32 protein-coding genes are annotated in these 26,921 nt (G+C 33.3%); 6 read left to right on the forward strand and 26 right to left on the reverse strand.

Translation table 11 applies throughout. The annotated features are described in order from the left end of the window. Nucleotides 1–17: 17 nt before the first annotated feature. Together ABXT06_RS08795 and ABXT06_RS08800 are read right to left on the reverse strand one after the other, a co-directional pair. A complete protein-coding gene (locus tag ABXT06_RS08795) occupies nt 18–743 on the reverse strand; it encodes a DUF4198 domain-containing protein (protein WP_354590414.1) in 726 nt (241 codons plus the stop codon). Nucleotides 744–897: 154 nt separating this feature from the next. Next, complete coding sequence (locus ABXT06_RS08800) at nt 898–3,216, reverse strand: TonB-dependent siderophore receptor (protein WP_354590415.1); 2,319 nt, start codon at nt 3,214–3,216, stop codon at nt 898–900. 217 nt (nt 3,217–3,433) lie between these two features. Here ABXT06_RS08800 and ABXT06_RS08805 point away from each other — a divergent pair, with 217 nt between their 5' ends. Then, the gene (locus ABXT06_RS08805) at nt 3,434–4,594 is read left to right on the forward strand and encodes an MFS transporter (protein WP_354590416.1); all 1,161 of its coding nucleotides are present in this window, start codon (nt 3,434–3,436) and stop codon (nt 4,592–4,594) included. A gap of 36 nt (nt 4,595–4,630) precedes the next feature. Here ABXT06_RS08805 and ABXT06_RS08810 read toward each other — a convergent pair whose 3' ends face one another. From ABXT06_RS08810 to ABXT06_RS08830, 5 genes are all read right to left on the reverse strand, one after another. Beyond that, on the reverse strand, nt 4,631–5,158 hold the full coding sequence (locus tag ABXT06_RS08810) for a hypothetical protein (RefSeq protein ID WP_354590417.1): 528 nt from the start codon (nt 5,156–5,158) through the stop codon (nt 4,631–4,633). Nucleotides 5,159–5,266: 108 nt separating this feature from the next. Further along, entirely contained in the window at nt 5,267–5,743 is a 477-nt protein-coding gene (locus tag ABXT06_RS08815) for a DUF6265 family protein (protein WP_354590418.1), read from the reverse strand. A 335-nt stretch (nt 5,744–6,078) separates the two neighbouring features. Continuing rightward, nucleotides 6,079–8,388 carry a DNA topoisomerase 3 gene (locus ABXT06_RS08820; protein ID WP_354590419.1) on the reverse strand — a complete coding sequence of 770 codons (2,310 nt, stop codon included), beginning with the start codon at nt 8,386–8,388 and terminating at the stop codon, nt 6,079–6,081. Nucleotides 8,389–8,553: 165 nt separating this feature from the next. Further along, nucleotides 8,554–8,958, reverse strand: coding sequence for a DUF3997 domain-containing protein (locus ABXT06_RS08825; RefSeq protein WP_354590420.1), 405 nt, complete (start codon nt 8,956–8,958; stop codon nt 8,554–8,556). A 33-nt stretch (nt 8,959–8,991) separates the two neighbouring features. Then, nucleotides 8,992–9,417: a copper resistance protein NlpE N-terminal domain-containing protein gene (locus tag ABXT06_RS08830; RefSeq protein WP_354590421.1), complete on the reverse strand. Its 426-nt coding sequence runs from the start codon at nt 9,415–9,417 to the stop codon at nt 8,992–8,994. A gap of 422 nt (nt 9,418–9,839) precedes the next feature. On the opposite strand from ABXT06_RS08830, the gene ABXT06_RS08835 reads away from it, so the two are divergent. Beyond that, a complete protein-coding gene (locus ABXT06_RS08835) occupies nt 9,840–10,211 on the forward strand; it encodes a GreA/GreB family elongation factor (protein ID WP_354590422.1) in 372 nt (123 codons plus the stop codon). A 176-nt stretch (nt 10,212–10,387) separates the two neighbouring features. Continuing rightward, complete coding sequence (locus tag ABXT06_RS08840; protein WP_354590423.1) at nt 10,388–11,179, forward strand: DUF5995 family protein; 792 nt, start codon at nt 10,388–10,390, stop codon at nt 11,177–11,179. 4 nt (nt 11,180–11,183) lie between these two features. Here the strand turns inward: ABXT06_RS08840 and ABXT06_RS08845 are convergent, their stop codons facing one another. The 5 genes from ABXT06_RS08845 to ABXT06_RS08865 all read right to left on the reverse strand — a co-directional run bounded on the left by ABXT06_RS08845 (nt 11,184) and on the right by ABXT06_RS08865 (nt 13,340). Then, entirely contained in the window at nt 11,184–11,423 is a 240-nt protein-coding gene (locus tag ABXT06_RS08845) for a hypothetical protein (protein ID WP_354590424.1), read from the reverse strand. A 14-nt stretch (nt 11,424–11,437) separates the two neighbouring features. Continuing rightward, the gene (locus ABXT06_RS08850; RefSeq protein ID WP_354590425.1) at nt 11,438–11,932 is read right to left on the reverse strand and encodes an SRPBCC family protein; all 495 of its coding nucleotides are present in this window, start codon (nt 11,930–11,932) and stop codon (nt 11,438–11,440) included. Nucleotides 11,933–11,979: 47 nt separating this feature from the next. After that, the gene (locus ABXT06_RS08855; protein WP_354590426.1) at nt 11,980–12,465 is read right to left on the reverse strand and encodes a DUF3592 domain-containing protein; all 486 of its coding nucleotides are present in this window, start codon (nt 12,463–12,465) and stop codon (nt 11,980–11,982) included. Nucleotides 12,466–12,606: 141 nt separating this feature from the next. After that, nucleotides 12,607–13,080, reverse strand: coding sequence for a hypothetical protein (locus ABXT06_RS08860; RefSeq protein ID WP_354590427.1), 474 nt, complete (start codon nt 13,078–13,080; stop codon nt 12,607–12,609). 23 nt (nt 13,081–13,103) lie between these two features. Beyond that, nucleotides 13,104–13,340, reverse strand: a complete 237-nt coding sequence (locus tag ABXT06_RS08865) for a helix-turn-helix domain-containing protein (RefSeq protein ID WP_250349255.1) — start codon at nt 13,338–13,340, stop codon at nt 13,104–13,106. Nucleotides 13,341–13,446: 106 nt separating this feature from the next. On the opposite strand from ABXT06_RS08865, the gene ABXT06_RS08870 reads away from it, so the two are divergent. Continuing rightward, nucleotides 13,447–13,782, forward strand: a complete 336-nt coding sequence (locus ABXT06_RS08870) for a hypothetical protein (RefSeq protein WP_354590428.1) — start codon at nt 13,447–13,449, stop codon at nt 13,780–13,782. Nucleotides 13,783–14,209: 427 nt separating this feature from the next. On the opposite strand, the gene ABXT06_RS08875 is transcribed toward ABXT06_RS08870, so the two are convergent. The 4 genes from ABXT06_RS08875 to ABXT06_RS08890 form a co-directional block, all read right to left on the reverse strand. Then, nucleotides 14,210–14,608 (reverse strand): hypothetical protein, encoded by a 399-nt coding sequence (locus tag ABXT06_RS08875; RefSeq protein ID WP_354590429.1) that lies wholly within the window; start codon nt 14,606–14,608, stop codon nt 14,210–14,212. A 17-nt stretch (nt 14,609–14,625) separates the two neighbouring features. Continuing rightward, nucleotides 14,626–15,924 (reverse strand): hypothetical protein, encoded by a 1,299-nt coding sequence (locus ABXT06_RS08880; RefSeq protein WP_354590430.1) that lies wholly within the window; start codon nt 15,922–15,924, stop codon nt 14,626–14,628. A 285-nt stretch (nt 15,925–16,209) separates the two neighbouring features. Further along, the gene (locus ABXT06_RS08885) at nt 16,210–16,551 is read right to left on the reverse strand and encodes a hypothetical protein (protein ID WP_354590431.1); all 342 of its coding nucleotides are present in this window, start codon (nt 16,549–16,551) and stop codon (nt 16,210–16,212) included. A gap of 339 nt (nt 16,552–16,890) precedes the next feature. Continuing rightward, nucleotides 16,891–17,439 (reverse strand): hypothetical protein, encoded by a 549-nt coding sequence (locus ABXT06_RS08890; protein ID WP_354590432.1) that lies wholly within the window; start codon nt 17,437–17,439, stop codon nt 16,891–16,893. A gap of 321 nt (nt 17,440–17,760) precedes the next feature. Between ABXT06_RS08890 and prfA the strand changes: the two genes are divergently transcribed. Together prfA and ABXT06_RS08900 are read left to right on the forward strand one after the other, a co-directional pair. Then, nucleotides 17,761–18,837 (forward strand): peptide chain release factor 1, encoded by a 1,077-nt coding sequence (prfA, locus tag ABXT06_RS08895; protein WP_111365195.1) that lies wholly within the window; start codon nt 17,761–17,763, stop codon nt 18,835–18,837. 531 nt (nt 18,838–19,368) lie between these two features. Then, nucleotides 19,369–20,700 carry a DUF5723 family protein gene (locus ABXT06_RS08900; RefSeq protein WP_354590433.1) on the forward strand — a complete coding sequence of 444 codons (1,332 nt, stop codon included), beginning with the start codon at nt 19,369–19,371 and terminating at the stop codon, nt 20,698–20,700. Between the two features lie 296 nt (nt 20,701–20,996). On the opposite strand, the gene ABXT06_RS08905 is transcribed toward ABXT06_RS08900, so the two are convergent. The 10 genes from ABXT06_RS08905 to ABXT06_RS08950 all read right to left on the reverse strand — a co-directional run bounded on the left by ABXT06_RS08905 (nt 20,997) and on the right by ABXT06_RS08950 (nt 26,898). Further along, nucleotides 20,997–21,377, reverse strand: coding sequence for a hypothetical protein (locus ABXT06_RS08905; RefSeq protein ID WP_354590434.1), 381 nt, complete (start codon nt 21,375–21,377; stop codon nt 20,997–20,999). Between the two features lie 28 nt (nt 21,378–21,405). After that, the gene (locus ABXT06_RS08910) at nt 21,406–21,765 is read right to left on the reverse strand and encodes a hypothetical protein (RefSeq protein ID WP_354590435.1); all 360 of its coding nucleotides are present in this window, start codon (nt 21,763–21,765) and stop codon (nt 21,406–21,408) included. A gap of 47 nt (nt 21,766–21,812) precedes the next feature. Then, complete coding sequence (locus ABXT06_RS08915; RefSeq protein ID WP_354590436.1) at nt 21,813–22,097, reverse strand: YtxH domain-containing protein; 285 nt, start codon at nt 22,095–22,097, stop codon at nt 21,813–21,815. A gap of 60 nt (nt 22,098–22,157) precedes the next feature. Beyond that, a complete protein-coding gene (locus ABXT06_RS08920) occupies nt 22,158–22,310 on the reverse strand; it encodes a lmo0937 family membrane protein (RefSeq protein WP_111365189.1) in 153 nt (50 codons plus the stop codon). Between the two features lie 36 nt (nt 22,311–22,346). Beyond that, complete coding sequence (locus ABXT06_RS08925) at nt 22,347–22,994, reverse strand: porin family protein (protein WP_354590437.1); 648 nt, start codon at nt 22,992–22,994, stop codon at nt 22,347–22,349. Nucleotides 22,995–23,030: 36 nt separating this feature from the next. Continuing rightward, nucleotides 23,031–23,600, reverse strand: coding sequence for a DUF4142 domain-containing protein (locus ABXT06_RS08930; RefSeq protein ID WP_354590438.1), 570 nt, complete (start codon nt 23,598–23,600; stop codon nt 23,031–23,033). 134 nt (nt 23,601–23,734) lie between these two features. Next, the gene (locus ABXT06_RS08935) at nt 23,735–25,522 is read right to left on the reverse strand and encodes a sensor histidine kinase (protein WP_354590439.1); all 1,788 of its coding nucleotides are present in this window, start codon (nt 25,520–25,522) and stop codon (nt 23,735–23,737) included. Between the two features lie 12 nt (nt 25,523–25,534). Continuing rightward, nucleotides 25,535–25,984 (reverse strand): response regulator, encoded by a 450-nt coding sequence (locus ABXT06_RS08940; RefSeq protein ID WP_111375939.1) that lies wholly within the window; start codon nt 25,982–25,984, stop codon nt 25,535–25,537. 20 nt (nt 25,985–26,004) lie between these two features. Continuing rightward, the gene (locus ABXT06_RS08945) at nt 26,005–26,556 is read right to left on the reverse strand and encodes a helix-turn-helix domain-containing protein (protein WP_354590440.1); all 552 of its coding nucleotides are present in this window, start codon (nt 26,554–26,556) and stop codon (nt 26,005–26,007) included. Nucleotides 26,557–26,712: 156 nt separating this feature from the next. Further along, complete coding sequence (locus ABXT06_RS08950) at nt 26,713–26,898, reverse strand: CsbD family protein (protein ID WP_008462351.1); 186 nt, start codon at nt 26,896–26,898, stop codon at nt 26,713–26,715. Nucleotides 26,899–26,921: the final 23 nt, after the last annotated feature.

The following is a 26,921-nucleotide window of genomic DNA, read 5'->3' on the forward strand; positions in this document are numbered from 1 at the left end:
AATGAGATTTCCTGAAATTATTTTACCACAATTTGGTAAGTAGCCATTTTCCAGATTTCATCGTATTTTTTTCCGTTATGATCTCCAGAAGTTTTTTCAGTATGTGCATATTCAACCATATAGTTTCCTGACCAGATTGGTGTGAAAGAAAATTCTCCCTTATCGTTTGTCCATAATTCTTTTTCCCATCCGTTTGGAGCAATTACTTTAATTTTAGCTTCTTTTGCAATAGCTCCGTCATAAGAGGCAATGCCGGTAATTTTAGTATCTTTTTTTGCTACATCTGCGCTTTCCGAGAAAACTGCAATTTTATTAGTGTTTGAAGCAATAGTATTTCCTGTAGCTTTATTTCCAACCACAACAGTTGCGCTCGAATTGTAATCTAATTTCATAGTGCCATAAACATCTTTTACTGTGTGGTGCATTACAATGGTGTAAACTCCGTCTTCATCTGGTGTAAAGAATGCTTGGTATTTATTATCTAAAGCCTTAGAAGTTAATTTAATCTCTTTTTTTGATGGAGAAATTACAACTAAAGAGAAATCCTTTAAATCAGAAAACCATTTATCAGCTTTTGTAATGTCGTTATCAGAGAATTCTCCAAAGTAAACAGAAATTTCCTGAGCTTTTCCTTTTGTTCCTGTTGCTTTAGTTTCTATCCAAAGTGCATGGGCAAAAAGTTGAGGTGCAGCAAAAAGCATTAAAAATAAAAAGCTTACTGTTTTTAAAGTATTTGATTTCATAAGATCAAGTTTAAATTATTAGAATGATATTTTTTACAAACATAACTCTTATTTAGAATAATTAAAAATAAAACATAAAAAAACCTCGAAATCTATTTCATAATTGTATAGAATTCGAGGTTTAAGAAAATATTTTATACTCAGAATAAAAAAACTAAAGTCTTACTGTTAGGTTTACTAAGAAGTTTGCTGGAGTTTGAGCCATTCCGTAAGAATCCCAATATTTTGTGTTAGTTAAATTATTGAATTTAACCCCAAGTCTCCAAACTGGTCTGTCGTAAAATACAGTTGCACTACAAATAGAATAGGAAGGAGCGTAAAAGCTTTCGTCTTCAAATTTATATTGTTTGTCTACATAGTTTCCTCCAAAACCAAAACCTAAATCTTTTAGTGTGTTTTGAAATTTGTAGGAAACCCAAAAATTCACCACATTTTCTGGTGCACCACTGGCTTTATTGCCTTCAATGGAAACGTCAGATGATTTAACGATACGATTGTCATTATAAGCATAACCAGCTGTTAGGTTTAAGCCGTTTATTGGATTGGCAATGAATTCAAAATCAATTCCTTTACTTACTTGTTTTCCATCCTGAATATTATATCCATCAGGGTTTGTTCTTGTAGCATTATCAATTGTAATATTGTAATAGCTAAGTGTTGTGCTTAATTTTTTATTGAAAGCTTCTATTTTTACACCACCTTCATATTGATTGGCATAAATTGGTTTTAAAATTAAAATTGAACCGTCTGGCTGATTTACTGGACCAGCATTTTGGAAGCCATTCATATAATTTCCAAATAAAGAAACCTGTTCTTTAACCAATTCATACACCAAACCTAATTTTGGAGACAAAGCAGTTTGGTTGTAACCCTCTGTATCTTCGATTTTTTTCTGAACAAAGTTATCTAGACGAAGACTCAACATTGCTGATAAGCGATCTGTAAAACTAACTACATCTGAAGCGTAAACACTGAAAGTCTCTTCATTTGGAACACCAAACTGCATTTCTTTCAATTTTGGATCTACATCGCTTTTTCGAATTGGTTCGAAATCTGTCGTTACATCAATTACATCTAATACTTGTGTGGTAGCATATTTGAATGTTCCTTTTGTAAATCTGTAATTAATACCGGCTAAGAGTTTATGTTTGATGCTTCCTGTAGAAAATTCACCATTAATATTTTCTTGAAAATTCGTGAAGTTGTTATGAATTGGTCCAAAACGTGATACCATTCTTTGAACTTCTGTTGGCGATTTCCATGCAGTGTAATATTGATAACTATGATCGACACGTTCGTCTACTAATGAGAATAGTGTTGTAGATTTCCAATTATCAGAAAGTTTATATTCTACCTGAGCAAATATTTTAGGTGAAGTTGTTTTAGCATCAAGATCATCTGCAAATAAGCTCGTTCTGTAATCTACTTTTAGATCTGTTGGGTTGGTAAGTCCTGCCGCATAAGAACGTCCGTAAGTAGGACGAGTATTGTTGGTGTTGAAAATCTCTGTGTCTAAACTCAGCGTTAATCTGTCTGTCGCTTTATAAATGATGCTTGGTGCAAATAAGACTGTTTTATTAAAGCCATAATTTAAGAAACTATTTTCCGTGTTTGCCGAAGCATTCATTCTAAACAAAACTTTTTTGTTCTGAGTCAAAGGCATATTAAAATCTACTGCAACGCGCTGTAGTCCGAAGCTTCCTCCCGTATAAGAGATCTCAGTTTTGTTAGTTTCAAAAGGCTTTTTGGTCACCAAGTTTACAACTCCTCCAAAGGAAGAGACAGAAGAACCAAACAAAGTTCCAGAAGGGCCTTTCAGTACTTCAATTCGCTCGGCATTATCGATTGAGATTGAGCTTCGTCCAGAAAGAGTTTCCATACCGTTTCGTGCGTTTACACCTGTACTGAATCCTCTAAAACTAATTTCAAGTCCGCCAGAAGGATATATTTTTGAGATTGCACCCGTAGCATTTTGAACCGCGCTTCTTATATCTACCGCAATTTGCTCTTGTAGTAGTTCTTTGTGAATAACATTGTAAACCTGAGGATTTTCCAGGTTCTTTAACGGCATTCTGGCAACATAATCGGTCTTTTTTGATAAATTGCTTTTCTTGCCATTTACGACCACTTCATTCAATTCCTTATTAGAAACCTTTAATTGTAAATTAGTGGTAATGGTTTCATATTCAGCGACTATTATTTCTTTTTCAAGAGTTTCGTAGCCCGATAGAGATACTTGTATAATGTAAGTGCTAGGTTTTACTCTGCTAAAATCAAAATTGCCAACATCATTAGAAATGGTACCATATTTAGTATTTTTAAGGATAATATTTACACCAGCAGCAGCATCGCCATCAGATGTTGTGATTGTTCCTTTAATTTTTCCGTGGTTTTGTGCAAAGGCAGATAAAAACGAAAATAGAAAACTGATTGAAAATAGAAAACGCGAAGTTTTCAAACTGAGGTAATTCATTACTATTTTAAATTTGGTTTATAATAAATTTTATTTAGAATAAATAAAAACAATGCAAATGTAGAAATTAAAATAACTTTAACAATTTTATTTTTTTATCATTTAGTATTGAAATTGTTAAATGTTGATTTTAGAGCTATTAATCAAAATTCTTATTAGAACTTGTAGTGAGATAAACTTTAAAAAGGCTTAATTTTGCAGTCTGAAAAACGACTTCATGATTTTATCATTCTTTAAAAAGATTCAAAATACACCTCGAGGATATCGTATTGCCAATACTGTTTTTTTCTTTCTTTCTGGTTTTGGTTATTCTTCTTGGGTTTCAAGAATTCCACATATACAAGCCCAATTGAAACTTTCTGAAGCCGAATTCGGAGCAGTTTTATTTGCTTTTCCAATAGGTTTAATGCTTACAATGCCTTTTACGGGAAAACTTTTAAATAAATACAGTAGCCGTTATATCATGTTGCTTGGAGCAGTTATGTTTAATGTTGCGCTGTCTTTGCCAGGTTTAGCAGCATTTGTTTGGCAATTGGTCATCATACTTTTGTTTTTTGGAGCTTCTCGTAATATTTTCAATTTATCTATAAATGCACAATCTCTTGAAGTGCAGAAATTATATCCAAAATCGATTATTACCCGTTTTCATGCCGTTTGGAGTATTGCTGTTTTTTCGGGAGCGGGATTAGGGTATGTAATGGTAACACAGAAAATTGCGCCATCACATCACTTATTAGGAGTAAGTATTTTTATGCTGGCATTGACGGCTTGTTTTTACCCAATGAGCATTCACAACGAACCTGTTGCGGTAAAAAAGAAGTTCTTCTCTATGCCAGAAAAAAATCTGATAAAATTTGCGATGATCTGTTTCGTTTCAATGGCTTGTGAAAATACAATGTACGACTGGAGCGGAATTTATTTCGAAAATATCCTGAAAGCTTCGCCAAAATTAACCAGTGCCGCGTTTGTGTTTTTTGCTTCAGCAGTAACTTTAGGACGTATTTTTGGAGATTATGGTGTAATGAAATTTGGAACTAAAAAAATCCTGCTTTACAGCGGAATCTTAATAACAACTGGTTTCGGAATTTGTTTTATTCTGCCGTATGCTTATCCAACAATTTTTGGTTATGTTTTAATCGGATTTGGGGTTTCTTGCGTGGTTCCGTTAGTGTTTAGCATTGCCGGAAGATCTTCAAAATTAAGCAGTGGTTCTGCTCTAACTTCAATATCAACAATTGGTTATTTAGGATTTTTATTGGTTCCGCCAATGGTTGGTTTTATTTCTGAATACCTAAGTATGAAATGGGCGTTTCTTATTATGGCGCTTTTAGGTATTCTGATGATTTTTATGGTGAATAAGATCGGGGAGAATGAGTGATTTAAAGATACTAAGGAATTAAGTATTTTTGAATATCTAGTCAACTGTATTTTTTTCTTGAGCCAGTATTTTTTCTTTTAATTTCTTATCATGTATCATGCTATTTATTTTAGAGTTAAGTATCCAGTAAATAACAAATCCCAAAGCAATTGATATGATTACTGAAAATAAATTGATTCCCCAAAAAGTCAAGGAAACGATGATTAAAATTAAAAAAATGATTTCTATATAATAAGTTTCTTTTTGTTGGATGCGTTGTTTTATAATCATAATATTACCACGCCTTTTGCCAATTCTTTCAATTACTTTTTTGGTAATTTTATCAATACTATACATCTTATCAAGATCAGGTAGAGTAAAGCAAATCCTAAACTCGAGCTCTAGTCTTTTCATAAAAGCATAATACTTTTTAACTCCTCTGAAAGAGTTTTTTATATTGTCTTTTTTGTGTGGAGGAAATGTAAGAAAATCTAGAAAATGAGATTCTTCAAAATTTGCATTTGGTTTTTGTCTTTCTTCTTTAAAAATTTCTAGAATTTTTTCTTTTATTTCAATTTCGGTCATTTCTTTGCATTTAAGGATATTTGTATTTCTTTAGTTTCAAGAAAATATTCCTTTCATTTTTCTTTTCTGTAGTTTTATGAAATATAGTTTGTCTTCTGGGACATTAATCTACTTCTTCGTCATCACAAACTTCTCAGAACTTGGTTTTCCGTTCAAATTCCCTGAAATCTCTGCTGTTAAAGTATTATTTGCACCTTTAGTATAAGTAATTTTTTGAGGGTAATCGTGTTTAGGATTTTCGAAAACCAATTGTTTATCTGACTCAGAAGTAGAAGGGAAGAAAACAGGTTTGTCATCGTTTTGCCCTTTTACAGTAGCTTTGTAAGTAAGCGTTTCGCCTAGCTGAGCCAAGACGATAGTTTCAAAATGCAAAGTGTCTTTTCCTTTAATGAAATAAGAAGAAGCGCTGAAAGTACTGTCGTTTAACTTTTGCCAGTTTTCAGATAAAACTCCTTCTGGAGACGTATTTTCCCAGTTCCCGATTAACCAGTCGGCTTTTTTGATTTTATCTTTTTCAACCGTTTCTTTTTTCTGGCAGGAAACTGCGGCTAATAAAAGTGCTAAAAGAGTAATTTTCTGAAACATATTTATAGGTTTTTGATAGTACTAATGTATGAAAAAAATGTTTGCCACGAATTCACGAAATTATAGTATTGTTAGTTTGCCACGAATTGCACGAATTGCCACGAATTTTTTTTAAGATTAAAATTGTTTTTTAGCCACAGATTAAAAGGATTAAAAGGATTTTATTTCACGCAGATTTAAAAAAGATTTAAGCAGATTACGCAGATTTTATTCAATAATAAATCAAATTAGATCTGCACAGATCTGCGAAATCTGCGTGAAATAAATTCGCGGAAATTTGTGCAATTAGTGGCAAAGGAAATCTTTTTAATCCTTTTAATCTGTGGCTAAAAAGCTTAAACGCTTTCACTCAAAATAGAATAAACCAACTCCTTAGTTGGTTTTTGGTCTTTTAATTTTGCTCGAACTTCATCAAAAGTGACTTTAAAATCGCAGCCCGATTTGTATTCAGCACAGCCGTAAGCTGTTTTACCTTTTAGAATCGTTCCTTTTTTGCATTTCGGACAAGTCAAAGCATCTGAGTTTTCTTTTGCTTCGGCTTTTTTATCTGTTTTCTTTGGTTCTAATTTTAGTTTGTAATTTTCCTCAAAACGAATTAAACCTTCAACAATTCCAGAATCGGTTTTAAAACCTTTTATGTTTACTGTAGAACCTTTTTGAACCAACCTTAAATACTGGCTTTCTGTAATTTTTTTATCGTGAAAAACAAAAGGCAATACAAAATCACAGCCTGATTTATATTCGCTGCATCCAAAAGCCGATTTTCCTTTTAGTATATTTCCCTTTTGACATTTCGGACAAGTTTCTGCGGAAATTCCAGAAGCTTTCTTTTTCTCTTTTTCTGCTTTTACAACTGGTTTCTGAATCGTTGCAGCATGTGAAATATTGGCGTGTTTGGTTTCGCTTCGAACTTCATAAACCAAAGCTTCCACCATACGTTTCATGTTTCTAATGAATGCTGCAGCGGTGAAAGTTCCTTTTTCAATATCTTTCAATTGTTTTTCCCATGTTCCTGTAAGTTCGGCCGATTTTACCAATTCGTTCTGAATCGTATCAATCAACTGAATTCCGGTTAAAGTCGGTAAAACCTGTTTTTTGTTTCGGACAATATATTGGCGTTTAAAAAGCGTTTCTATAATATTCGCACGCGTTGACGGACGTCCGATTCCGTTTTCTTTCATTAGTTCTCGCAAATCTTCATCGTCAACCTGTTTTCCTGCAGTTTCCATGGCACGCAGTAAAGTCGCTTCCGTAAACTGATTGGGCGGTTTGGTTTCTTTTTGAAGGAAAGAAGGTTCATGCGGACCTTTTTCGCCCACAGTAAAACTTGGCAATAAATCGGGTTCTTTTTCTTTCGCATTCGGATCTTCAAAAACAACACGAAAACCTTTTTTCAAGATTTCTTTTCCTGTTGCTTTAAAAGTCACATCAGCAGCTTTTCCGATTACGGTTGTGTTGGCAACCAAACAATCATCATAAAAAACGGCAATAAAACGTCTTGTAATAATATCATAAACCTGCTGCTGATTAAACGGCAGATTGTTCTGAACTCCCGTTGGAATAATCGCGTGGTGATCGGTTACTTTTTTATCGTTGAAAACCTTTGGCGATTTCTTGATTTTTTTTCCTAAAAGAGGCTGAGTCAATTCTGCATAATTAGTCAATTTCTGCAAAATCCCCGGCACTTTCGGATAAATATCCCCAGGTAAAAAAGTCGTGTCAACTCTGGGATACGTGATTACTTTTTGTTCGTATAAAGTCTGTGCAATCTTCAACGTTTCTTCTGCCGAAAACCCAAATTTCTGGTTGCAATAAACCTGTAAACCTGTTAAATCAAAAAGCTTTGGAGCGTATTCGTTTCCGTTCTTTTTATCTACAGAAACAATTTCGAAATCACTTTCTTTAACTTTCGCTGCTATAATTTCTCCGTCTTCTTTCTTTAGAAAACGTCCTTCTTCATAGCTAAAAAGCGTTTCTCTATACAAAGTCTGCAATTCCCAATATGGTTGAGGTTTAAAGTTTTCGATTTCTCTAAAACGATCTACAACCATTGCCAGCGTTGGTGTCTGCACGCGCCCTATGGACAAAACCTGTTTGTAGCCGCCATGTTTTACGGTGTACAAGCGCGTTGCATTCATTCCTAAAAGCCAATCTCCAATGGCTCTAGAAAATCCAGCGTAGAATAAATTATCGTAATTAGAAGAGGGTTTTAAATTTTCGAAACCTTCTTTAATAGCTTCTGTAGTAAGAGATGAAATCCATAAACGCTGAATTTCACCTTTATAATGCGCTTCATTCATCACCCAACGCTGAATGAGTTCTCCTTCTTGTCCAGCATCCCCGCAGTTGATAACCACTTCGGCTTTTTCAAAAAGGCTTTTTATAATTTTAAATTGTTTCTGAATTCCCGAGTTCTGAACCACTTTGGTTTCAAATTTTTCAGGAAGCATTGGCAGATTGTTCAAATCCCAGCTTTTCCAGTGCGGTTTATAATCGTTAGGTTCTTTTAAGGTACATAAATGCCCAAAAGTGTAGGTCACAGCGTAGCCATTGCCTTCATAATAGCCATCATGTTTGGTATTAGCACCTAAAACAGATGCGATTTCACGTGCTACACTTGGTTTTTCAGCAATACAGACCTTCATTTTTTCCTTTTCTTATTGAAAGAGCGAAAATAGGGATTTTATGGGAAAGGGGCAAAGGTTCATAGTTACAAAGGGACAAAGGTTTTTACTTGACTTTTATCTTCATTGTATGTCTCCCTGAGTGGAGTCGAAGGCATGCAAATTAAGAACGAACTTCAAGAGCGATTAAAACTCAGTTGAAAAAGTTAGATTAAATTCTGGTTTTTTGATGGAAAGCTCTTGGCATTTTTTTTCAAATTCAGTTTTATTGAAAGGTCCAAAGACGGGTTTGTCTTGAAAAATGCTTTTTGTTCTTTCAATAATATAGTAGTGCGTTATTTTCGAATTTATTTTCTCTTTGGAATTCTCTGAAAGTGGGTGCTGTTTTGAATAAATATATTTCGAATTATACCCTGTGGCAAAAACGAAAGCAGGAATTAAGGTTTCTCCTTTTTTTAAAGATCTTGATTCGTATGTATCAATCCAGAGAACTTCGTAATCGTCTATAATTGTCTCGACTTCATAATCGTAAAAACCAAAACAAGAAGTTAATGTAATAGAGGCAATAATTGCAAAAACAATCTTTTTCATGGATAGGAATACTTTCGATAACAGTCTAAATGCTTAGGATTTAAAAATATCAATTCTTCGCATGGAGTTGATTTCCGATTCTAAAAATTGAAGTTTAGTTTTGACTATTTTATCACTTTTATCCCTCGGATTTTTTGTGACAAATCTTGCTGTAGAATTGCTAAAATCTAAAGTATATTTTTCGTCTAAATCTGTTTTTTTATCTGAAGAAAAAGTAATCAGATTATCTTTTGCGCTCCATTTCCCTTTTCCATATTTATTGACTTCTTGCGGAGTTCCGCCTTGTATATTGGAGTACGAATGAAACTCAAATGTTCCATTTTGATTTAAAGTCAGTTTGTATTCAAGTTTATGATTTTCGCTAGAAAGAGAACGGGTGTAATCTCCCGAAAACTGATTGGATTGTGCAAACAAATTTAATTTTAAAATTAAAAGTAAAGCAGTTAGTATTAGTTTCATTGGTTTTATTTTTCGGGTAGTTTTAATAGTTTTTCAAAAATAAACGGTTTAAAATCAAAATCCTTACGTAAAACCGTATTGGTAAATTTATATTTTTTTATTGTCATAAAATAAGCGTATCTTGCTAACAGATTACAATTAATATTATAATGATCACTGCAAATTTTTATTTAATAAACAGCTGTCTGATGTGCTTAATGTGCACACTGCTGTATTTGCATGACGATACTTTCTTGAAAAGCTCAAAAGAGTTTATTCCTTTTGCCCTGTCACAACTCTAGGCAGGGGATATTTTACCATTTTAATTTTTATTATTTAATCTCATTTATTCAGGATATGATATCGTTGAATATGCCGTTTTGCGTGCTGTTCATTGTAGAGTTGAGTCATATCTTGGAAAAAATGAAACACACAAGAAAGTCATGTCACAACATATAATTTTAACTACAGGAACATACGATTTAATTAAAGATCACGTAAGAAGAAAAAAAGTAACCGCTCAGGAAGAAGAACTTTTATTAGGCCAGCTAAAACATGCTACACAAGTATTGCGAAAGAACCTCCCTGAAGATGTAGTTTCAATAGATCGAAAAGTGACTTACAAAGACCATATCAGTAACGAAGAAAAAACAATTCTTTTAGTTGGTCCAGAAAAAGCAAAAGTCAGTAAAAATAAAATTTCAGTTCTTTCAGATGAAGGAATTGCAATGGTGGGCTATAAAGAAGGCGATATTATAGAATGGCCTGCTAAAAAAGGAAATCTTAAGTTAGAAATTCTAAAAGTAGAAGAGTAATATAATATTGTTCGTTTTCGTTTTAAAGTCAGTAACAATCCCAGAAGAGTTTTCTTTTGGGATTTTTTTGATGAAATAATGGAGAGGAAATAATAAGAGAATTGCTTCAAAATCGTTCATTGAAAGCTTAAAATAATTAAATTCGTTCTTCTCAATTTAATCATAACCAATTATAAATGAGTATGAAACAAGCTGAAACCATAGACGAAGTAATTCTGTTGTTAGATCAAATAATAGAAAAATCAAAAATAGACCAGAGCAATTTAGGTTTGTTTGCCATTCTGTATCGCGAAGTTACGGTAAGAGTAAAGGAAGGCATTTTGGCTGGTTCTTTTCAGAACGGAGAGCGAATGGAAAAACTCGATGTTATTTTTGCCAATCGATATTTGAAAGCGTATTATCAATATCAAGCCAAAGAAAAACCGTCTGAATGCTGGGCATTTGCTTTTGAACAAGCCGAAAAGTTCTGGCCAATAGTTCTACAGCATTTGCTTCTCGGAATTAACGCTCATATTAATCTCGATTTAGGAATTGCCTCGGCAGAAGTCTCTACAGTTGAAGATATCGAAGATTTAAAAGCCGATTTTGATAAAATAAACTTCATTTTGAGCAATCTCGTTGGCGGTGTCGAAAAATGCTTAATCAAAATTTGGCCAACGCTTACATGGATATTAAAATTTACAGGTAAAGTAGACAACTTTTTTATAGATTTCAGTATGGAAACGGCGAGAAACGGTGCATGGAAATTTGCCAACGAATTTGTAGCAGTTCCCGAAAACGAAAGAGAAGCCTGCACGCAATTAAGAGACCAGAGAATAACTGAAATCGCCCGATTGGTTTCGAATCCGGGATATTTTGTGAGCGCCGTTTTCAAATTCATTCGTTTGTTTGAAAGAGGAACTGTTGCTCAAAAAATAATTGATATGCAGATTATGGAAGAAAAAAATATGGAATGTGTTGTGGCGTGATGAATTAGGTATTAAAAATAATCAGCAGCATTACAAAAGCTCCTAAACAAAGAACTCCAACCATATGATTTCGATTGCTGTTATCATCTTTTTTCTGGTTACTGCCACTTGGTGACCAGAAACTTGAAAATGTTCTGAAATCATTGTCATTGGAAAGAGTCCATAAATTGTAACCAAGAAATCTCGCTGAAGCTCCTAAAAACTCCAGAATAATACGACCCGCTATTATCTGTTCAAGATCCATTTTAAGCGATCTAGTTAATTATTAATCATCGGATTCAGATTCTCATCTTTATTGCGTAAATCTAGTCCGCCTTCGTAAACCGATTTCAGATTGGTCAAATAAAAATGCCATCCGTTGGAACAGCCTAGTCTGATGTATTGTTTCGAATTATCATCTGTCGGAATGTTATGATGGCGAAGTTCTACAATTGTATAACCGTTTTCTTCACTCAGTTTTATATCTACCAGACACGTTCCTTCAAACGTAAACTGCAATTGGTCTTTTCCGTTGGCAGAAATGATTTTTCCTTTCATAGCATCATCATACAAATACCAAAGCCATTCATAAGTATTTCCTCCCGAAACATTTTGTTCTTTGCTGATTGGTTCTTCGTTGGAATCAAAAAAAGATACTTTTTCGAGAAACCATTTTTCCAGTTCGTTCGCAATTGTCCAAGCGTTGTAAATGTCGCTGAGCGGAGCTTTAACGGCTATTTTTTTGGTGAAAGAAGTCCAATCGAAGTTTTTCATTTTTAATTTTTTAATTGTTCAAACTAAATTTTAATGAAATGTTGTTTTCAGAATACGGCATTATGGTCCATCAGATTTATAACAGAAAAATAAATAAAAACTAAACCAACAATTATAAGAAAGAATATCACAAAACCATTTGTACTGCCTTTAAGCATAAATTTTTCAGGACTTTTTGGATTGTAGATTATTTTTACTGCTTTATTTATATTTCGGTTATAAGTCCTGAATTTATCTAAGTCTGATGATCCATGTATATAAGGCTTTCCCAAAAAAGTTTTTCCTTCTGCTATAGTGAATTCAATTACGGGTGTTTTATAGCCTTCATCATCAGACTCGTAAGATACAATTTTTCCAGTACTTTCTATTCCATTTTTATTAAGGTTGTTGACAAACCAAATTGCACAAAACGCGAACAAAAGCAAAGCTATTCCAATTATTAAAATGCAGATTATGGGATTGTAAAACATGAAGAAGATTACAAGTATTACAAATACAACCTGTAGTCCCCAGTATTTGTTGTTAAAGTTCATTGGCAAGTTTCTATTTTCTAATGATATTCGTATCCGATAGCGCGGATTTGCAATCCGTGCCCACAAAGATTGGCTTTTTAAATTATTTGTATTGTGTCTTACTGTTGCGGGCACGGTTGCAAATCCGCGCTAACAGAGAAACTAAGAATGATACTTCTCAATAACTTTGTCAATTATATTTTCCGCCCACAAAAAAGTATCTTCTTCCCAATGTGAAATATCACAATTTCTTAGCGTTTGAATTTTTTGACGTAATTTTTTGAGTAAGTCAAGATTTGGTTCACGTATGTTTTCTACATACATAATATCTTGCAGAATCCAATATGCATCTTCAAGTGGTAATAATAAATATTGAGTAAAGAAAATCTCGTAAGTGTCAACAATTTTTACAATTCTATTAGTATCATAATTTAATATTGTGTTACAGAATTGAGATCTTTCATCGTCCGTAAAATTATTTAATTCTTGGATAAAGACCCGCCATTCGTTTTCATTAAAAGTATCAAGAATTTGATAGATTAACTCATCACCTTCGTAGTGCCAAAAATCACCATCGATGTCTGCGTTGTCATTAATGATTTTTTTTATATTCCGAATTTTCTTTTCTAAACTCATATGTTTTCGATGAAATGTCTTTTTTACAAATCCTTAATCAATTCACTTGGATGAATTTTTAAAGCTTGTGCAATCTTAAACAAAGTGCTTACTTTCATTTCTTGCGAGCCTTTTATATATTTTCTTAGACTTTCAACATCCATTTCTGCATCATGAGCAACCTCTCGTCGCTTGAATTTATTTTCTTCAATTATATCTTTAATCTTGATTCCGAGATCTTTTACAACTTCTGGAATTTCACTTTTTCTTTCTCTTTTCATAGAAATGAAATTACAAGTAATCGATTGTTTTTAAGTGAATGTAAGAAAGGGGGTGTATGTTACTGATTTTTTATATATTTGCTTGAAATTGTAAAACAAATCTTATATGAAAATAGAAATGCAAAATAAAGAAAGAGCCGAAGAATTGTTAGAATTAATAAATAAAGGAAGCTATTTCAGCAAACTAAAACCAGTACCAAAAGAAATTAACTCGTATACAATACCGCTAAAAGTATCTTCTTATAACGAATTAAATCTAATGGTTTCAGATTTGCTAAAAGCAAGTATTATTTTGCTTAATCCTGATGCAAACGGTTTGTCGAGTTTTACAAAAGACAATAATGTCAATGTAATGACTTTGCTAGAAATTGCCTTGCAGTTATTGCCAGAAGATGAAATGGAGTTGTTGGATGATTTGTGTAAAGTTTCCTTAGAATGCTAGTTTGATTTTTTTTCCGTGCTGCTCAATCCCGAAAGCTTTCGGGATTGATTTTATATTCGTTATGTTTTACATTAATTGCTTTTTAGAACAATCAATAGAAAGTAGGGAGACTTTTGAGTGTTTTTGGGATTTAAAAGAAATAAAAAAACGCAAAGTCAGAGACATTTGCGTAGCTTTTCAGTTGAAGACATCGTGGAGAGCGGTACGTCTTTACTAAAGTTTTTTACTCTTGATGAAAGTTGTATAATTTTATCTTTTTTTGATTGGGTTAAATCAGTCTGCTAGCGCGGATGTCAATTGTGTGTGTAGTTTTTAAATTGATTTAGATTGCGTTCACGAGTGGGATGCTCATGCTAGCAGGGGAAGTAAAAAAACAAAAAGCGAGATGCCAACTGTTAAGGACACTAAAAATTTATTCTTCATTTTCTTATTCAATTTCAAAACTTGCTTCAACTTGTATATATTTTTTTTTGCCATCTTCAGTTTTGACTAAAAAAATAACGTAATCTTCGAGGTAATCAGAAAGTTCATAATCTCTTAATTTTAATCTTCTATTTTCGTCATAGAATTTAGATGACCTAATAAATTCTTTAAGACCAATTTCTCTTTTTTTAGTCTTGTAATTCTTTATCTTTTGAACTTCAGTAAAGTAAAAGCCTCCAATACGAGCACCACTCCCATCTTTTATATAATAATAGTTTGGAGTTTCAGGATAAATAGTAATATAATTACTATCATAAGCAAAAAAAAGCGTGTCTTTTACTTTTTCCTGAGCTTCTACAAACCAAGTAAATAATGACAAAACAATAAATAAAACAACTTTCATATCCTTTATTTTTATTATTAATTACCACACGGACTTGTTTTGGAGAATTTCTCCACTCTACTAGCAAGAGCCTCTATAGATGCTTTTTGTGCAGCTGGTAATTCATTCCAGGCTTTTACTTTACTGTCTCTCAAGCCTCCCCATGCAAGAGCCTCGTAAAAGGCATCACTTGGTGCTTCATTATAAAATGCAGTATAAGCACTAATATCATTAGGAAAAAGACTCTGATGAAATTGTTTCAAAGCTTCTTTCATACTATTAACATACAATATCGCCATTGTACTGTGATGCTCGCCTTCGTACTTTTCATATGTCGTTTTAAAATCTAAACTCTCTTTATCAGTACCAAGTACTGTGCCAAGTTTCCTATAAATATCTGCGTGTATATATTCATGCAATATAATTCTCGCAACTTCAAGCGGAGCTCTTTTATTTGCCTCAGTAGTACTAATTTCAATTTCTATCAACTTACCTTTTGGCTTTAATGCCCTTCCATTAAGATATGTTACAACGCCATCTACAGTTTTAGGTAAAGCATTAACAGAGGAAATGGAAATATCAAATTTTGACGTGCCTTCAAACTTTGAAAATAGATTTTGAACAAAAGAATTACCATTTCTATTTAATAAATCATTAAGGCACTTTGCTTTTCCAGTAAGATTATTTATGATTTTTACTGCTGACAGAGTTGTGTTTGCTCCACCTCCTCCTCCTGTAGTTACACCTCCTCCAATTGTTGGGTCTTCACCACCTCCACCATCGCAATACAGTAATCTAATAGGCGTAAAACTTCCGTCACCATTCCAATATCCAAAAAAGGTGCAATCTAAATTTTCTTCACGCATTTTAGAGGTCGCCCCTAGCTGAACGTCTTTACCATTTTTATATTGTACTGACGCAACAATATTTTCTTTTAAGTCTTGCTTAAAAATCTTACCGCTAAAGTTATTTGACACACCATAATAAGTCGAAATTTTATCTATATTACTAGAATTTTCATCGCCAGCGAAAATTTGAATGTAATATGTTTTAAAATTTTGTTGTCCGTCTTTAACAAAAACTAATCGGTGACTATCATTGCGCAAAGTCGCAGTTCCATTTGAAGTTTTCAGATTATCATCTAGTGTAAAAGGCACTTCAATTACTTTACCATCTTTACCATTGGAAACTATAGCATTTTCCCATTGCAGATTTTTAATATATTTTAAAATCACAGCATCATAATCCTGTTTGTGATTATCATACCAATTTTTAGTTTCAGCTGACAGCTGAACATTTGAGCTCTTTTCGGCTTCATTTGGTACACAATTCGTCATTAGGAGCATTAAAGCTAATAGCGATACGCTTTTAACAAGTTTTGTAAATTTAATCATGTTAATGCTGTTTGTTTTTCTGTGCGAAAATACAGTAACAAATAATAAAATAAAGTAAAACCAAGAAAAAACTTATAAACAATTTTCTTACGGGTTTCCGTAAGGAAAATTGCTAAGAAAATATTTATTTTAAAATGAAAAAAACCGATAGCGCGGATTGCAATCCGCGCTATCGGTTTCTATAAGGACTCTTTGGAGGGCAGGGAATTATTACATTTTTTCAAAAATTTAATTTATTAAAATTTTTGGTTCATCGGTATTTTTTTTAATTTCCTCAATCTGATCTTTCGAATTATTGAGGGCTTCATCCACTATTTTATCAACGTTTGCATCAACTTGCGATTTCATTTTCTCTAAATCATCCATACGTTCATCCCATTTTTTACGAATGATTTCCTTTTCCTGCTCTGTTGAAGCCTTATTCTCTTCTTTTGCTTTCCACTTACTCATATTTTGTTTAAACATATCAATAAGAAATTTCATAATAGATTTAGCAAATTCTACGAGTATTACTTTGAAAAGTGGCAGTATAATATGTTTTAAGATCCAACTTGCTATTTTTTGTTTCATGCGCTATTTGTTTTGTTTTTAGAATTGTCTTTTAGGTTAATTACTCTTATTGTTGTTAATGCAATCATAATGTCCGAAAATATTTTTAGATCGCATTTATGAATAGTTTAGAAATGATTACATTTTTAAGCTTTTTGTTTTTGATAAAATATTTTCTAATTCCATTTTAAAAATATTCCTCATTTCACCCGTTCGCCCGATAGCGCGGATTTGTAATCCGTGGCCACAAAGATTGACTTTTTAAAATTATTTGTATTGTGTCTTACTGTTACGGGCACGGATTGCAAATCCGCGTGATCGGGATTATGAATAGGAAATATTTCATAAGCTTTTTTAAAATTATTTAATTTGTTTCAACATCTTAAGCAAGTCTGGAATTTTAGCTACTTGCGTTTCTGTCCAGAAATAATGTTCATAATCTGTAACACCATTGTCTTTAAGATAAATTGATATTCTTCTAGAAGTTTTTTCAATGTTAAAACGAAACATTATTTCTTTTGAATTAAAAATGTATGTTGTTGATTGATTTTTTTCGGCCTTATCTTTTAGATTTGGAATGACATATTGTTCGATAAATAATATAAATTCGTCGACTTCATTTAAGTCGATCCATGAAGATTTGAAATCATTATTTCCTTGGTATTTTAGAGTCATATCCACTTGTAATGATTTTATTTTTCTATTAGATTTTAAATCAATTACTTCAATTGGAAAAAAAGAAACTATCTCATCAAGTCCAGACTTAAATTCTGCTTTTACATTCCAATCTTTATTTATTTGAGTGATTTCTGCATTTTCAATAAATTGGCGGGCTTCAGAATTCTTAGGTTGAGAATAATTTTGGGTGATTATAAAAAGGAGCAAGAATGTGGTGAATAGCTTTTTCATTTTTAAAAATTATGGTTGTTAGTTGAGTATGGTTTTCAAAACTAAGGACTTAAAATCTAAATACATTACGGAAAACCGTAAACGTAATTATGAAAACTAAAGCCCTAGCCCTGATAGAAGCGGCATCCTTTTTAGGCAAACGAAAAAGATCTTGTTAAACCTTAAACTTTCTGCCTAAAAAGATATAGCGGATAGCAGGAATTAGCTCCTAAAAATCATTACAATTCCACTAAATATTCAACTTAAATTCCCCAAAAAATGAACACTAGAATTTTCGATAAAAATTTTGTAATTTTGCCGTCCAATAAAAGGAATTAGAAAATGTTAGATAGACTTCAATATGTAAAGCAGCGTTTCGATGAGATTTCGGATTTGATTATTCAGCCGGATGTTATTTCTGATCAAAAACGTTATAAGCAGCTTAACCAAGAATATAAAGGGATAAAAGCGCTGGTTGAAAAGAGAGAAGAGTACATCATAATTTTGGCAAACATCGACGAAGCAAACGAAATTATTGCTGACGGAAGTGATGCTGAAATGGTGGAAATGGCCAAAATGCAATTGGATGAAGCAAAAGAACGTCTGCCAGAATTGGAGGAGGAAATCAAATTTATGCTTATTCCTAAAGATCCTGAAGACGCGAAAAACGTTATGGTGGAGATCCGCGCCGGTACGGGTGGGGACGAAGCGAGTATTTTTGCTGGTGACTTGTTTAGAATGTACACGAAATATTGCGAATCTATGGGATGGAGATCATCTGTAGTAGATATGAACGAGGGTACTTCTGGAGGTTTCAAAGAGGTTATTTTTGAGGTTACTGGAGAAGATGTATACGGAACTTTGAAGTTTGAAGCGGGTGTTCACCGTGTACAGCGTGTTCCGCAGACAGAAACTCAAGGACGTGTGCATACATCGGCTGCAACGGTTATGGTTTTGCCAGAAGCTGAGGAGTTTGATGTTCAGGTAGATATGAACGATGTTCGTGTAGATTTCTTCTGTTCGTCTGGACCTGGAGGACAGTCGGTAAATACTACGAAATCGGCTGTACGTTTAACGCACATTCCAACAGGATTGGTAGCACAATGTCAGGATGAGAAATCGCAACATAAGAATAAAGATAAAGCTTTGATGGTATTACGTTCTCGTCTGTACGAAATGGAATTGGCCAAAAAGCAGGAAGAAGATGCTAAAAAACGTAGTTCTCAGGTAAGTTCTGGAGACCGTTCGGCAAAAATTCGTACGTACAACTATGCGCAAGGTCGTGTAACCGATCACCGTATTGGTTTAACGCTTTACGATTTAGGAAATATCATGAATGGTGATATTCAGAAAATCGTTTCTGAGCTTCAGTTGGTTAACAACATGGAGAAATTGAAGGAAGCTTCTGAGGTGTACTAAAGTACACAGGTTCAAAGGGACATAGGTTCAAAGGTTCAGAGGTTTTTTTTCTTTGAACATATTTTTCGGAGTTGCTAAGATTCTGAGATACTAAGGTTCTAAGTCTTCTTCTTTGAACATAAAATATATTTAAGCCGAACTTTGTTCGGCTTTTTTTGTGTAAAGAAATATGGAAGATTGGAAGAAGCTTAGAATCTTAGCAACGTAGTACCTTAGCATCTCAAAAAAAAACATAGCCAGCGGTTTCAACCGCTGGAACGCAATGTGTTGAGGTTTTTGTGAGATTTCGTTATTTTGCTATTTCAAAAATCCCGTGGTTGAAACCACGGGATATATTTGGTTAAAGCATTTTAGAACCTAAAAAAATAAGGTGCAATACTACATCAGAATCTTACGAAGTAAGATTTATAAGACCGATTGTAAAACTTAGAACCTCAGAACCTTAGTATCTTAGCCCCTTCAAAAAAAATCTATTTTTTTCAATTTTTTTACCTCATATTTGCATACCAATCAACCAACTAACATTAATTTATGAAGAAAACTTTACTCTTATTTTGCTTCTTTGGAAGCTTTTTTTATGCGCGGTCGCAATCGTATTTCGGATTCAGGGATGATAATTTTGCCGGAATTCAGAGTACTTTATTTAATCCGTCAAATATTGTCGATTCTAAGTATCGTGCAGATGTTACGCTTTTCTCAGCAAGCGGAACGGGACAAAATGATTTGTACGGAATCAATATTCTAGATGCATTAGATGGCGATTATGATTTGGCAACCGATGCTAGTAAAAATTTAAAATCGAACAATAGAGGAAATTTTAATGTCGATATTCTCGGTCCTTCTTTTATGATGAATATTACGCCTCTGCATAGCGTGGCGCTTTTTACACGTGTACGAAGCGTTTCGAATCTCGTTGGCATAAATGGACAGCTTATTGATGAGGTGAATAAAGATGTCGATGCTTCAAATAGTTTTTTAATCACAGGCGGGAATCCGAATGGGGTTACCAATTCTTGGGCGGAAATTGGGGCGAGTTATGCAACGATTCTGTTGGATCGCGATGATCATTTTGTAAAGGGCGGAATTACCTTTAAATACTTAATGGCTGGAGTAAACGGCTACATTAACGGAACGGATTTAAGTGTAGCTTTCAATAAAAATAATGCAGATCCTGCGATGAGCCAATATTTATCTTCGGGAACTGTAAGAACGGCGGCAAGCTACGATTATGCAAACGGAGACGATGCAAAGTTTGATGCTGCTTCGGCTGGTTTAGGCATCGATTTAGGTTTTACCTACGAATATCGCACCAATTGCCATACTTGTGCCGGAAACCGCTATAAGTTTAAAGCGGCAGCTTCTGTAACCGATATCGGAAAATTAAATTATAAAAACCTTGTAGAAAACACATACAACATAACAGGAAGTGTTACTCAGGCAGATATTGATGATGCCGACGATATTTTTGAGTTTTTCGATGCTAACTACACCAAAATATCTTCTAAAAAAGGAGTAAAGGCAAATCTTCCAACGGCTCTGCACACCAATTTTGACTGGAATATCGACCAGAGATTTTACTTAAATCTAAGCGGTGATTTCAGCCTTGTAGACGCCAAAAAAGTAAACGGAACTGCAATTGCCAATTCAGTCACTTTTACGCCAAGATTCGAAACTAGGCAATTCAGTTTCTACGTTCCTGTCACGTACATGCAGTACAGCGGAACCGCAATAGGAGCAGGCTTTAGAGCAGGCCCAATATTTATTGGTTCTGGAACTCTTTTTTCGAGTCTTTTCTCCAACAATTCAAAAGCGTGTAACATTTACGCTGGTCTGAAATTGCCGATTTATCAGGATTATCGATAAAAAAGGGGCAAAGGTTCAGAGTTGCAAAGGTTCAAAGGTTTAAAAAAGGGACTGAGAGTCTTTATAACTTTGTGTCTTTTGCACAGATATAAAGCTAAAAGAAAAGGCTCAGAAATACAAAGTATTTAAACTTTGCACCTCTGAGCCTTTGTAACTTTGTACCTTAAAAAAGGCTATACCCCTAAAAATACTCTCGTATATTCAAAACATTTATATAGATTCGAGTAAACGTATACACCATTTTTTATTACTATTTCGCTAAGCTTTTCCATAATAATTAAATTAAGTTAGACAAATTACTCTCTAAATGGATCGTATGTTGATGATTCTTCTTCATCTTCAGAAGAGTCGTCATGATGAGGTTTAGAAACCAGATTGGTTACAATAAGCTGAACGATAGAACCAAGGATTCCTTTGAACATCGAATCGCCTTTTCCGACAATAAATCTTTTGGCTAAGTAGCCAATTCCGATACTAATTGCCGATTGAGCGATATGGCTTTTAAAACCAACAGTTTCGTTGATTTCTTCAACCGTGTTGCGGATCAGGTTTATCGGCTTTAAATTGTCTTTAATTTCGTCGATATGATCTTTTATCGCGCACCATTCTGTATCCTGGCGAACTTCTAATTCCTCAATTTTTTGATTTAACTGATCAATATTGTAAATGGCTTCCATAGTCTTTTATGTTTATTAATGAATTAAATCAGTTTTTTGTTTCTTTTAGAATACTGGAGATGATTGTATTTCCAATTGGAGTTTTTATCAATCTATGATGTGATTTTACCACCACAATCACTAAAATAAGATAGAATAGCGCCATGATAAAAAAGCCATAGTAATACTCTCCAAGTTCTTTACCAATCCATAAACTTATCCCGATGTTCAGGAACAAAGTGAAAAATGCAACAACAATACCAATCGCTATCTTAGATGCCAATGATGATGCACCATCGGCAACAGAACATACTGTTTTTAGTTTTAGTAATTCTAAACTTGTTTTAGCATAGTTTTCTGCTTTCTCATAAAGATTTAAATTCTCGTTTGTTGTTGCATTTGGTTCCATGATATAGGGTTTTATGGTTTGAAAATTTCACTAATTAATAGTTGCTATTAATAGTTTGATTTTACTGTTTTAACATCATCTTTTAGCGTGTTGTAATCTTCTTTAACTTGGTTAAGTTTAGATTTTCCTTCTTCGATAATTTCTTTACCGTTTGAAGTGATTGTGCTTACGATGCCATCAAATTTTGTTTTCAAGTTATCTCCGTAATCTTTTGATTTATCTTTGATTTTTTTTCTTGTGTTTGACCCTTTGTCTGGTGCAAATAAAACACCTATTGCTGCTCCCGCCGCTGCGGCTCCTAAAATTCCTAAAATTGTTGTGCTAGTTTTCATAATAATAAATTTTAAATGGATTAATATTTAATAATTTGTTGATTTAATAAATTGTGATTTTTAAACTTCTCGCCCTTTAATAAGTCGAAGCAATACGGCAATAATGGCAATTACCAACAGAATATGGATAATGCTTCCAAAACTGTAAACAAAGAACCCTAAAGCCCAAAGTATCACCAGAATCACTGCTATGGTATATAATAAGTTTGACATGGTTTTTATTTTAGCGGTTAATAATCAATTTCTCCTTTAGTTTAACTTATAAGAAAGGTATAATGTCAGGTTGCTGTTTTTTGCATCAGGAAATGTGTATGTAGTTCCCGCAACAGTTCTTTCTTTTCCAACGGTTGTTAAACCATAATTGTAACGCAATCCTACGCTTATTGGGTTAAAATCTACTCCAACACCTGCAGAAATACCTGCGTCAAATTTGTTTAGATCGTCTGTGTCAATATTTTCATCAAAATCAACTGTACCGTTCCCGCTTACTTTAGAACTTACTAGATAAGAAGCATAACCACCGGCATGAATGTTAAAGTTTTTCGTAACATTAACTCTCACCAAAAGTGGAAGTTCGATATAGTTTAGTCTAAATTTTGCATCCCCACTTGCAAAAGCGCTATTGTATTCTAATTTTGAACCTTTTGTAGTAAACAAAAGCTCTGGCTGTATGGCAACAAAATCTGAAATAGGAAGTGTGGCATAAACCCCAGCATTAAACCCGTATAGAATATTGTTGTCATCTACATCGTCACCGCTACCGTAAAGGTTAGACATGTTGAATCCTCCTTTTACACCGAACTCGGTATTTACATTATTGTCCTGAGCGTATAGCATTCCGAATGATGCTGTTAAAAAAAGTGTTAAGGCGCATAAAAATTTGGCTTGTAATTTCATAGTAAAAATTTTAGTTAATAGATAGATAATAGGCGTTTATTCATTTTGTTTTTTAATTCGTTCAGTCTCTCTTAAGAGCCTGTATTGTTGTGGCAAAAAGCGGAGAACGAGCTCGAGAATTTCTTTATCATTTGTTTCCCTAGAAATGGTTTCGAGTAACTCAATCTGGTCACAGATCGCTTCTGTCATGGCATCTAAATAGATATTGTTAAAATCGTTATTACTTGCATCAATGAGGTTGTACAGGTCTCTTTTGTGCGTGGCGTTTATTTCAGTAATGACAATGAGCTTTGATGTCGCCATTTTGGTTATCGCTTCCAACAATTGATTTTCTTCAACTTCTATTCTTTTGCTTAATTCCTGAACAATTACATCTGAACTTTTTTGTTGTGCAATTTGACTTTTTGAAATAATTGACTTGCTAATATTCGCCACTGAAATAAAAAAGAAGACTTCAGTTTCTTCTCTGTCATTTTTTGCAAAAGCTTGATTTTTTAAAGTATTTTCAATCGGATTAATTTTTCGGCATGACGTCGTGCAGCATACTAATACGATTAAGAAAAAGACTCTAAAAAATGCAGTCTTTAAGGGGGGAATTGCTTTCATTATTACTTCCTAAAGTATTACATTACAAAGATGCTAACGAATGAAAGAATTTGCTTTACAGCATAAAAAAGAAACGTTATATAATTCCCATAATGGATTTATATAACGCTTTTTATGTGTTTTTTTAATAAAGTTTAATCGGGTAGAAACACCGTAAATACGGAGCCTTTTCCTAAAATACTGTCGGCTGTAATATGGCCTTTATGATTCTCTACAATCTTCTTGCAGATGGCTAATCCGATTCCGGTTCCTGGATAATCTGTTTTGGAATGAAGACGCTGAAAAAGAATAAAAATAGTTTCTTTAAATTGAGTATCAAATCCCATTCCGTTATCTGTAAAAGTGATTTTATGAAACTTTTTTACAGACTGCTCTAATATTTCTGGATAATCTGAAGAATTCACTTTTTCGCTCGAAATAGAAATTTCAGGACGAACATCTGATTGACTGTATTTTAATGAATTTCCAATTAAATTGATAAACAGCTGTTCGATCTGATACGGAATTACAGAAAGCTTTGGAAGTTTGCCAATGCGCTGAATTACGGCTCTCTTTTCTTCTATTACTTCGCCCAATTCAGATTCGGCATTGTCCAGAAGCTCGTTAAGGTTCATTTTAATGAATTCCTTTTTGGTTGTATTAGTTCTTGAAAACAAAAGAAGATCGTCTATTAAAACACGCATTCTTTTTGCCGAACTTTCTATTTTGGTTATATAATTTTTTCCGCTTTCAGACATTACTTCTTTATCGGCGCTAGAAACTCTTGAAATAAAAGTCTGTATTTTTCTAAGTGGTTCTTGCAAATCGTGACTTGCCACGTGATTGAAAGAAGCCAGCTCTTTGTTGCTTTTCTCCAACTCTTTATTTCGTTCCTGAAGTTCAATATTCAAAAGATGTTCGTCTGTAATGTCAAAATTAATTCCAAGCAAAATTTTACTTCCCTGCTGATCTGTAACCAATTTTCCTGTTGTTTTAAAATAACGGACTTCAAAATCTGGACGTACAATTTTATAATACACAAACGGAAGATGTTTCTTTTCTATAATCCCGTCAATTGCTTTGGCTACAGATTCTTTATCGTCTGGATGAACGTATTTTATAAGTGTAGCTTTGTTTGGCGCAAAAGATCTAGGTTCTAGACCTAGTAATCGGAATTGGTTGTCTGAAAAATCAATTTTATCAGAATCCAAATCCCATTGCCAAGTGCTGAATTTACCAATATTTTCTGATTCAGAAATTAAACCAGTAGAAATTAAAAGTTTTTTATTGAATACTTTCAATCGCTCAAAATCACGGCTAATTTGACGATAAGCCAATAAAATAAAACTCAAAGCGACCAGAAATAATGAAATAGAAAAAAGTGGACTCAAAGAGATTTCCGAATCGTAGATTTTTAGTCTTTTCTTTAGGAAGTCTTTCTCAATGTCATTCATTTCATCAACCTTAAAACGGATGTTTTCCATTAAGATCCGTCCACCAAACATATGATTATCCAGTTTTCTTTTGTCGTAAGTTTTAGGATCGCTGTATTTTAAACAGTTTTCAAAAGAAACAAAACGTTGGGTAATAAGTTTGAAAAGTTTTTGAAGATTTTCCTGTTGTATCGGATTATCTGCAGTCAGTTTTTTTAAGGTAATAAAAGAAGTATTTACCTTGTCTCTAGAATAAATATACGGAGTCAAAAAACGGGCGTTGCGAGTGATTATATACCCTCGCTGACCCGTTTCTGCATCTTTTATAGCCGACATTAATCGTTCGAGCTGAATGTTGATTTCGTAAGTATGCATAACCAGTTTGCTTGATTCGTTCAAGTCCTGGTTATGTTTGTAAGCAATTGAAGAAAGGAATAACAGAATGAAAACTGCGATTACAAAAATAACTCTCAAAGAGTTTGAAGAATTAAAATTTGGTATCCACTTCATTATTGGAATGCTTTATTTTAGTCGCAGCAAGAAATTATCACGGTTTAAACCAGAAGTATGATAATGCCAGTTTACGGTTACGACTTCATTAATTATTTTTTTGAGCGTATTGAAATCGCTTGGCTTTTTGATGTAAATATTGGCGCCTTGAATAAAGGTGTCTTCAATATCTTCTTCAGAGGAAGAAGTAGAATAAATGGCAATAATTATATCCTTTAAATGATCCGTTTTTTTGATTTCAATTAAACATTCTTTACCTGTTTTCTTAGGCATGTTTAAATCTAGAAACAAAATATCTGGAAGTTTATTGTCTGTGTTCATTAAATGATCCATAAGCTGCATACCGTCATGAACAAAACTTACATTAGTTTGTATCTTTATTTCTTCAAATGCATCTTTAAAAAAAAGACGGTCATCTTCATCATCATCGGCCAATAAAATGTGTAATGCGTTTTTTTGCATTTTAATGTGGTATTTGGGTTTTATTTTAAATTTTCTCTTCGTTTCTTAATAATTCTCTGAAAAGCAGATGGAGTAATCCCGGTTGTGTTTTTAAACTGCGTGCTCAAATGCGCAACACTTGAATAATTGAGTAAAAAAGCAATTTCGGTAAGACTCATTTCGTTGATAATAATCAACTGTTTTGCTCTTTCAATTTTCTGCAAAATAATAAAGTTTTCTATAGAAGAATACGTTACTTCTGAGAAAACGTTAGATAAATATCCGTAACTGTGGTTTAGCTTTTCTGCCAAAAACACAGAACTTTTATAATTATTGCTGTCATCCATAAATACAAGCTCAATGATGGCGTCTTTTATTTTTTGGACTAATACGCTTTTTTGATTTTCAACTACTTCAAAACCGCATGGAGCCAATTTAGTTTTTAAATTGTCTAGCGCTTCGGCATCAAGATTGTCTTCAATCTCAATTTCGCCAAATCCCAGAGTTGTAAAATTTACATTGTTTAGTTCCAGATTTTGTTTTAAATAAAGAGAGCAAATAGTATTAATGTCGAACTTTATAAATAGTTTCATTTTATAGAATTTGGTTAAAGATACTTATTTTATTTGGTGTTTTTGCTTTTAAATGGTATAGAATTATGTCAAAATACGATTTTAAAATAAAATTTTCAAAAAAATACCGTCTAATATTTTTACTAGACGGTATTTCCCTGATTGAGTTGTAAGGTTTTACAATTCTGACAGGATTTGATGAAATTCCTCTTTTGTTTTTCCCAGTTTCTGCTGAAGTCTTCCGTACATTTCGTCTTCTTTTCCTTCAGCAAACATCAAATCGTCATCTGTTAACTCAGCATATTTTTGCTTTAGTTTTCCTTTCAACTCGTTCCAGTTTCCTTTTATCTCGGTAGTATTCATGATATCTCTTTTTTGTATTTTAT

This window comes from Flavobacterium sp. UW10123 (assembly GCF_040538975.1).
In the GTDB taxonomy this organism is placed as follows: domain Bacteria; phylum Bacteroidota; class Bacteroidia; order Flavobacteriales; family Flavobacteriaceae; genus Flavobacterium.

Bases quoted from the DNA above. Each gene is read 5' to 3' on its own strand.
- ABXT06_RS08845 (WP_354590424.1), bottom strand. From the start codon at position 11,423: ATGGATCTTGAACAGATAATAGCGGGTCGTATTATTCTGGAGTTTTTA.
- ABXT06_RS08795 (WP_354590414.1), bottom strand. From the start codon at position 743: ATGAAATCAAATACTTTAAAAACAGTAAGCTTTTTATTTTTAATGCTT.
- ABXT06_RS08880 (WP_354590430.1), bottom strand. From the start codon at position 15,924: ATGACGAATTGTGTACCAAATGAAGCCGAAAAGAGCTCAAATGTTCAG.
- ABXT06_RS08915 (WP_354590436.1), bottom strand. From the start codon at position 22,097: ATGAAAACTAGCACAACAATTTTAGGAATTTTAGGAGCCGCAGCGGCG.
- ABXT06_RS08860 (WP_354590427.1), bottom strand. From the start codon at position 13,080: ATGAGTTTAGAAAAGAAAATTCGGAATATAAAAAAAATCATTAATGAC.
- ABXT06_RS08810 (WP_354590417.1), bottom strand. From the start codon at position 5,158: ATGACCGAAATTGAAATAAAAGAAAAAATTCTAGAAATTTTTAAAGAA.
- ABXT06_RS08930 (WP_354590438.1), bottom strand. From the start codon at position 23,600: ATGAAAGCAATTCCCCCCTTAAAGACTGCATTTTTTAGAGTCTTTTTC.
- ABXT06_RS08900 (WP_354590433.1), top strand. From the start codon at position 19,369: ATGAAGAAAACTTTACTCTTATTTTGCTTCTTTGGAAGCTTTTTTTAT.
- ABXT06_RS08830 (WP_354590421.1), bottom strand. From the start codon at position 9,417: ATGAAACTAATACTAACTGCTTTACTTTTAATTTTAAAATTAAATTTG.
- ABXT06_RS08865 (WP_250349255.1), bottom strand. From the start codon at position 13,340: ATGAAAAGAGAAAGAAAAAGTGAAATTCCAGAAGTTGTAAAAGATCTC.
- ABXT06_RS08910 (WP_354590435.1), bottom strand. From the start codon at position 21,765: ATGGAACCAAATGCAACAACAAACGAGAATTTAAATCTTTATGAGAAA.
- ABXT06_RS08925 (WP_354590437.1), bottom strand. From the start codon at position 22,994: ATGAAATTACAAGCCAAATTTTTATGCGCCTTAACACTTTTTTTAACA.
- ABXT06_RS08815 (WP_354590418.1), bottom strand. From the start codon at position 5,743: ATGTTTCAGAAAATTACTCTTTTAGCACTTTTATTAGCCGCAGTTTCC.
- ABXT06_RS08870 (WP_354590428.1), top strand. From the start codon at position 13,447: ATGAAAATAGAAATGCAAAATAAAGAAAGAGCCGAAGAATTGTTAGAA.
- ABXT06_RS08825 (WP_354590420.1), bottom strand. From the start codon at position 8,958: ATGAAAAAGATTGTTTTTGCAATTATTGCCTCTATTACATTAACTTCT.
- ABXT06_RS08935 (WP_354590439.1), bottom strand. From the start codon at position 25,522: ATGAAGTGGATACCAAATTTTAATTCTTCAAACTCTTTGAGAGTTATT.
- prfA (WP_111365195.1), top strand. From the start codon at position 17,761: ATGTTAGATAGACTTCAATATGTAAAGCAGCGTTTCGATGAGATTTCG.
- ABXT06_RS08905 (WP_354590434.1), bottom strand. From the start codon at position 21,377: ATGGAAGCCATTTACAATATTGATCAGTTAAATCAAAAAATTGAGGAA.
- ABXT06_RS08875 (WP_354590429.1), bottom strand. From the start codon at position 14,608: ATGAAAGTTGTTTTATTTATTGTTTTGTCATTATTTACTTGGTTTGTA.
- ABXT06_RS08945 (WP_354590440.1), bottom strand. From the start codon at position 26,556: ATGAAACTATTTATAAAGTTCGACATTAATACTATTTGCTCTCTTTAT.
- ABXT06_RS08835 (WP_354590422.1), top strand. From the start codon at position 9,840: ATGTCACAACATATAATTTTAACTACAGGAACATACGATTTAATTAAA.
- ABXT06_RS08800 (WP_354590415.1), bottom strand. From the start codon at position 3,216: ATGAATTACCTCAGTTTGAAAACTTCGCGTTTTCTATTTTCAATCAGT.
- ABXT06_RS08820 (WP_354590419.1), bottom strand. From the start codon at position 8,388: ATGAAGGTCTGTATTGCTGAAAAACCAAGTGTAGCACGTGAAATCGCA.
- ABXT06_RS08850 (WP_354590425.1), bottom strand. From the start codon at position 11,932: ATGAAAAACTTCGATTGGACTTCTTTCACCAAAAAAATAGCCGTTAAA.
- ABXT06_RS08890 (WP_354590432.1), bottom strand. From the start codon at position 17,439: ATGAAAAAGCTATTCACCACATTCTTGCTCCTTTTTATAATCACCCAA.
- ABXT06_RS08920 (WP_111365189.1), bottom strand. From the start codon at position 22,310: ATGTCAAACTTATTATATACCATAGCAGTGATTCTGGTGATACTTTGG.
- ABXT06_RS08950 (WP_008462351.1), bottom strand. From the start codon at position 26,898: ATGAATACTACCGAGATAAAAGGAAACTGGAACGAGTTGAAAGGAAAA.
- ABXT06_RS08940 (WP_111375939.1), bottom strand. From the start codon at position 25,984: ATGCAAAAAAACGCATTACACATTTTATTGGCCGATGATGATGAAGAT.
- ABXT06_RS08855 (WP_354590426.1), bottom strand. From the start codon at position 12,465: ATGAACTTTAACAACAAATACTGGGGACTACAGGTTGTATTTGTAATA.
- ABXT06_RS08805 (WP_354590416.1), top strand. From the start codon at position 3,434: ATGATTTTATCATTCTTTAAAAAGATTCAAAATACACCTCGAGGATAT.
- ABXT06_RS08885 (WP_354590431.1), bottom strand. From the start codon at position 16,551: ATGAAACAAAAAATAGCAAGTTGGATCTTAAAACATATTATACTGCCA.
- ABXT06_RS08840 (WP_354590423.1), top strand. From the start codon at position 10,388: ATGAGTATGAAACAAGCTGAAACCATAGACGAAGTAATTCTGTTGTTA.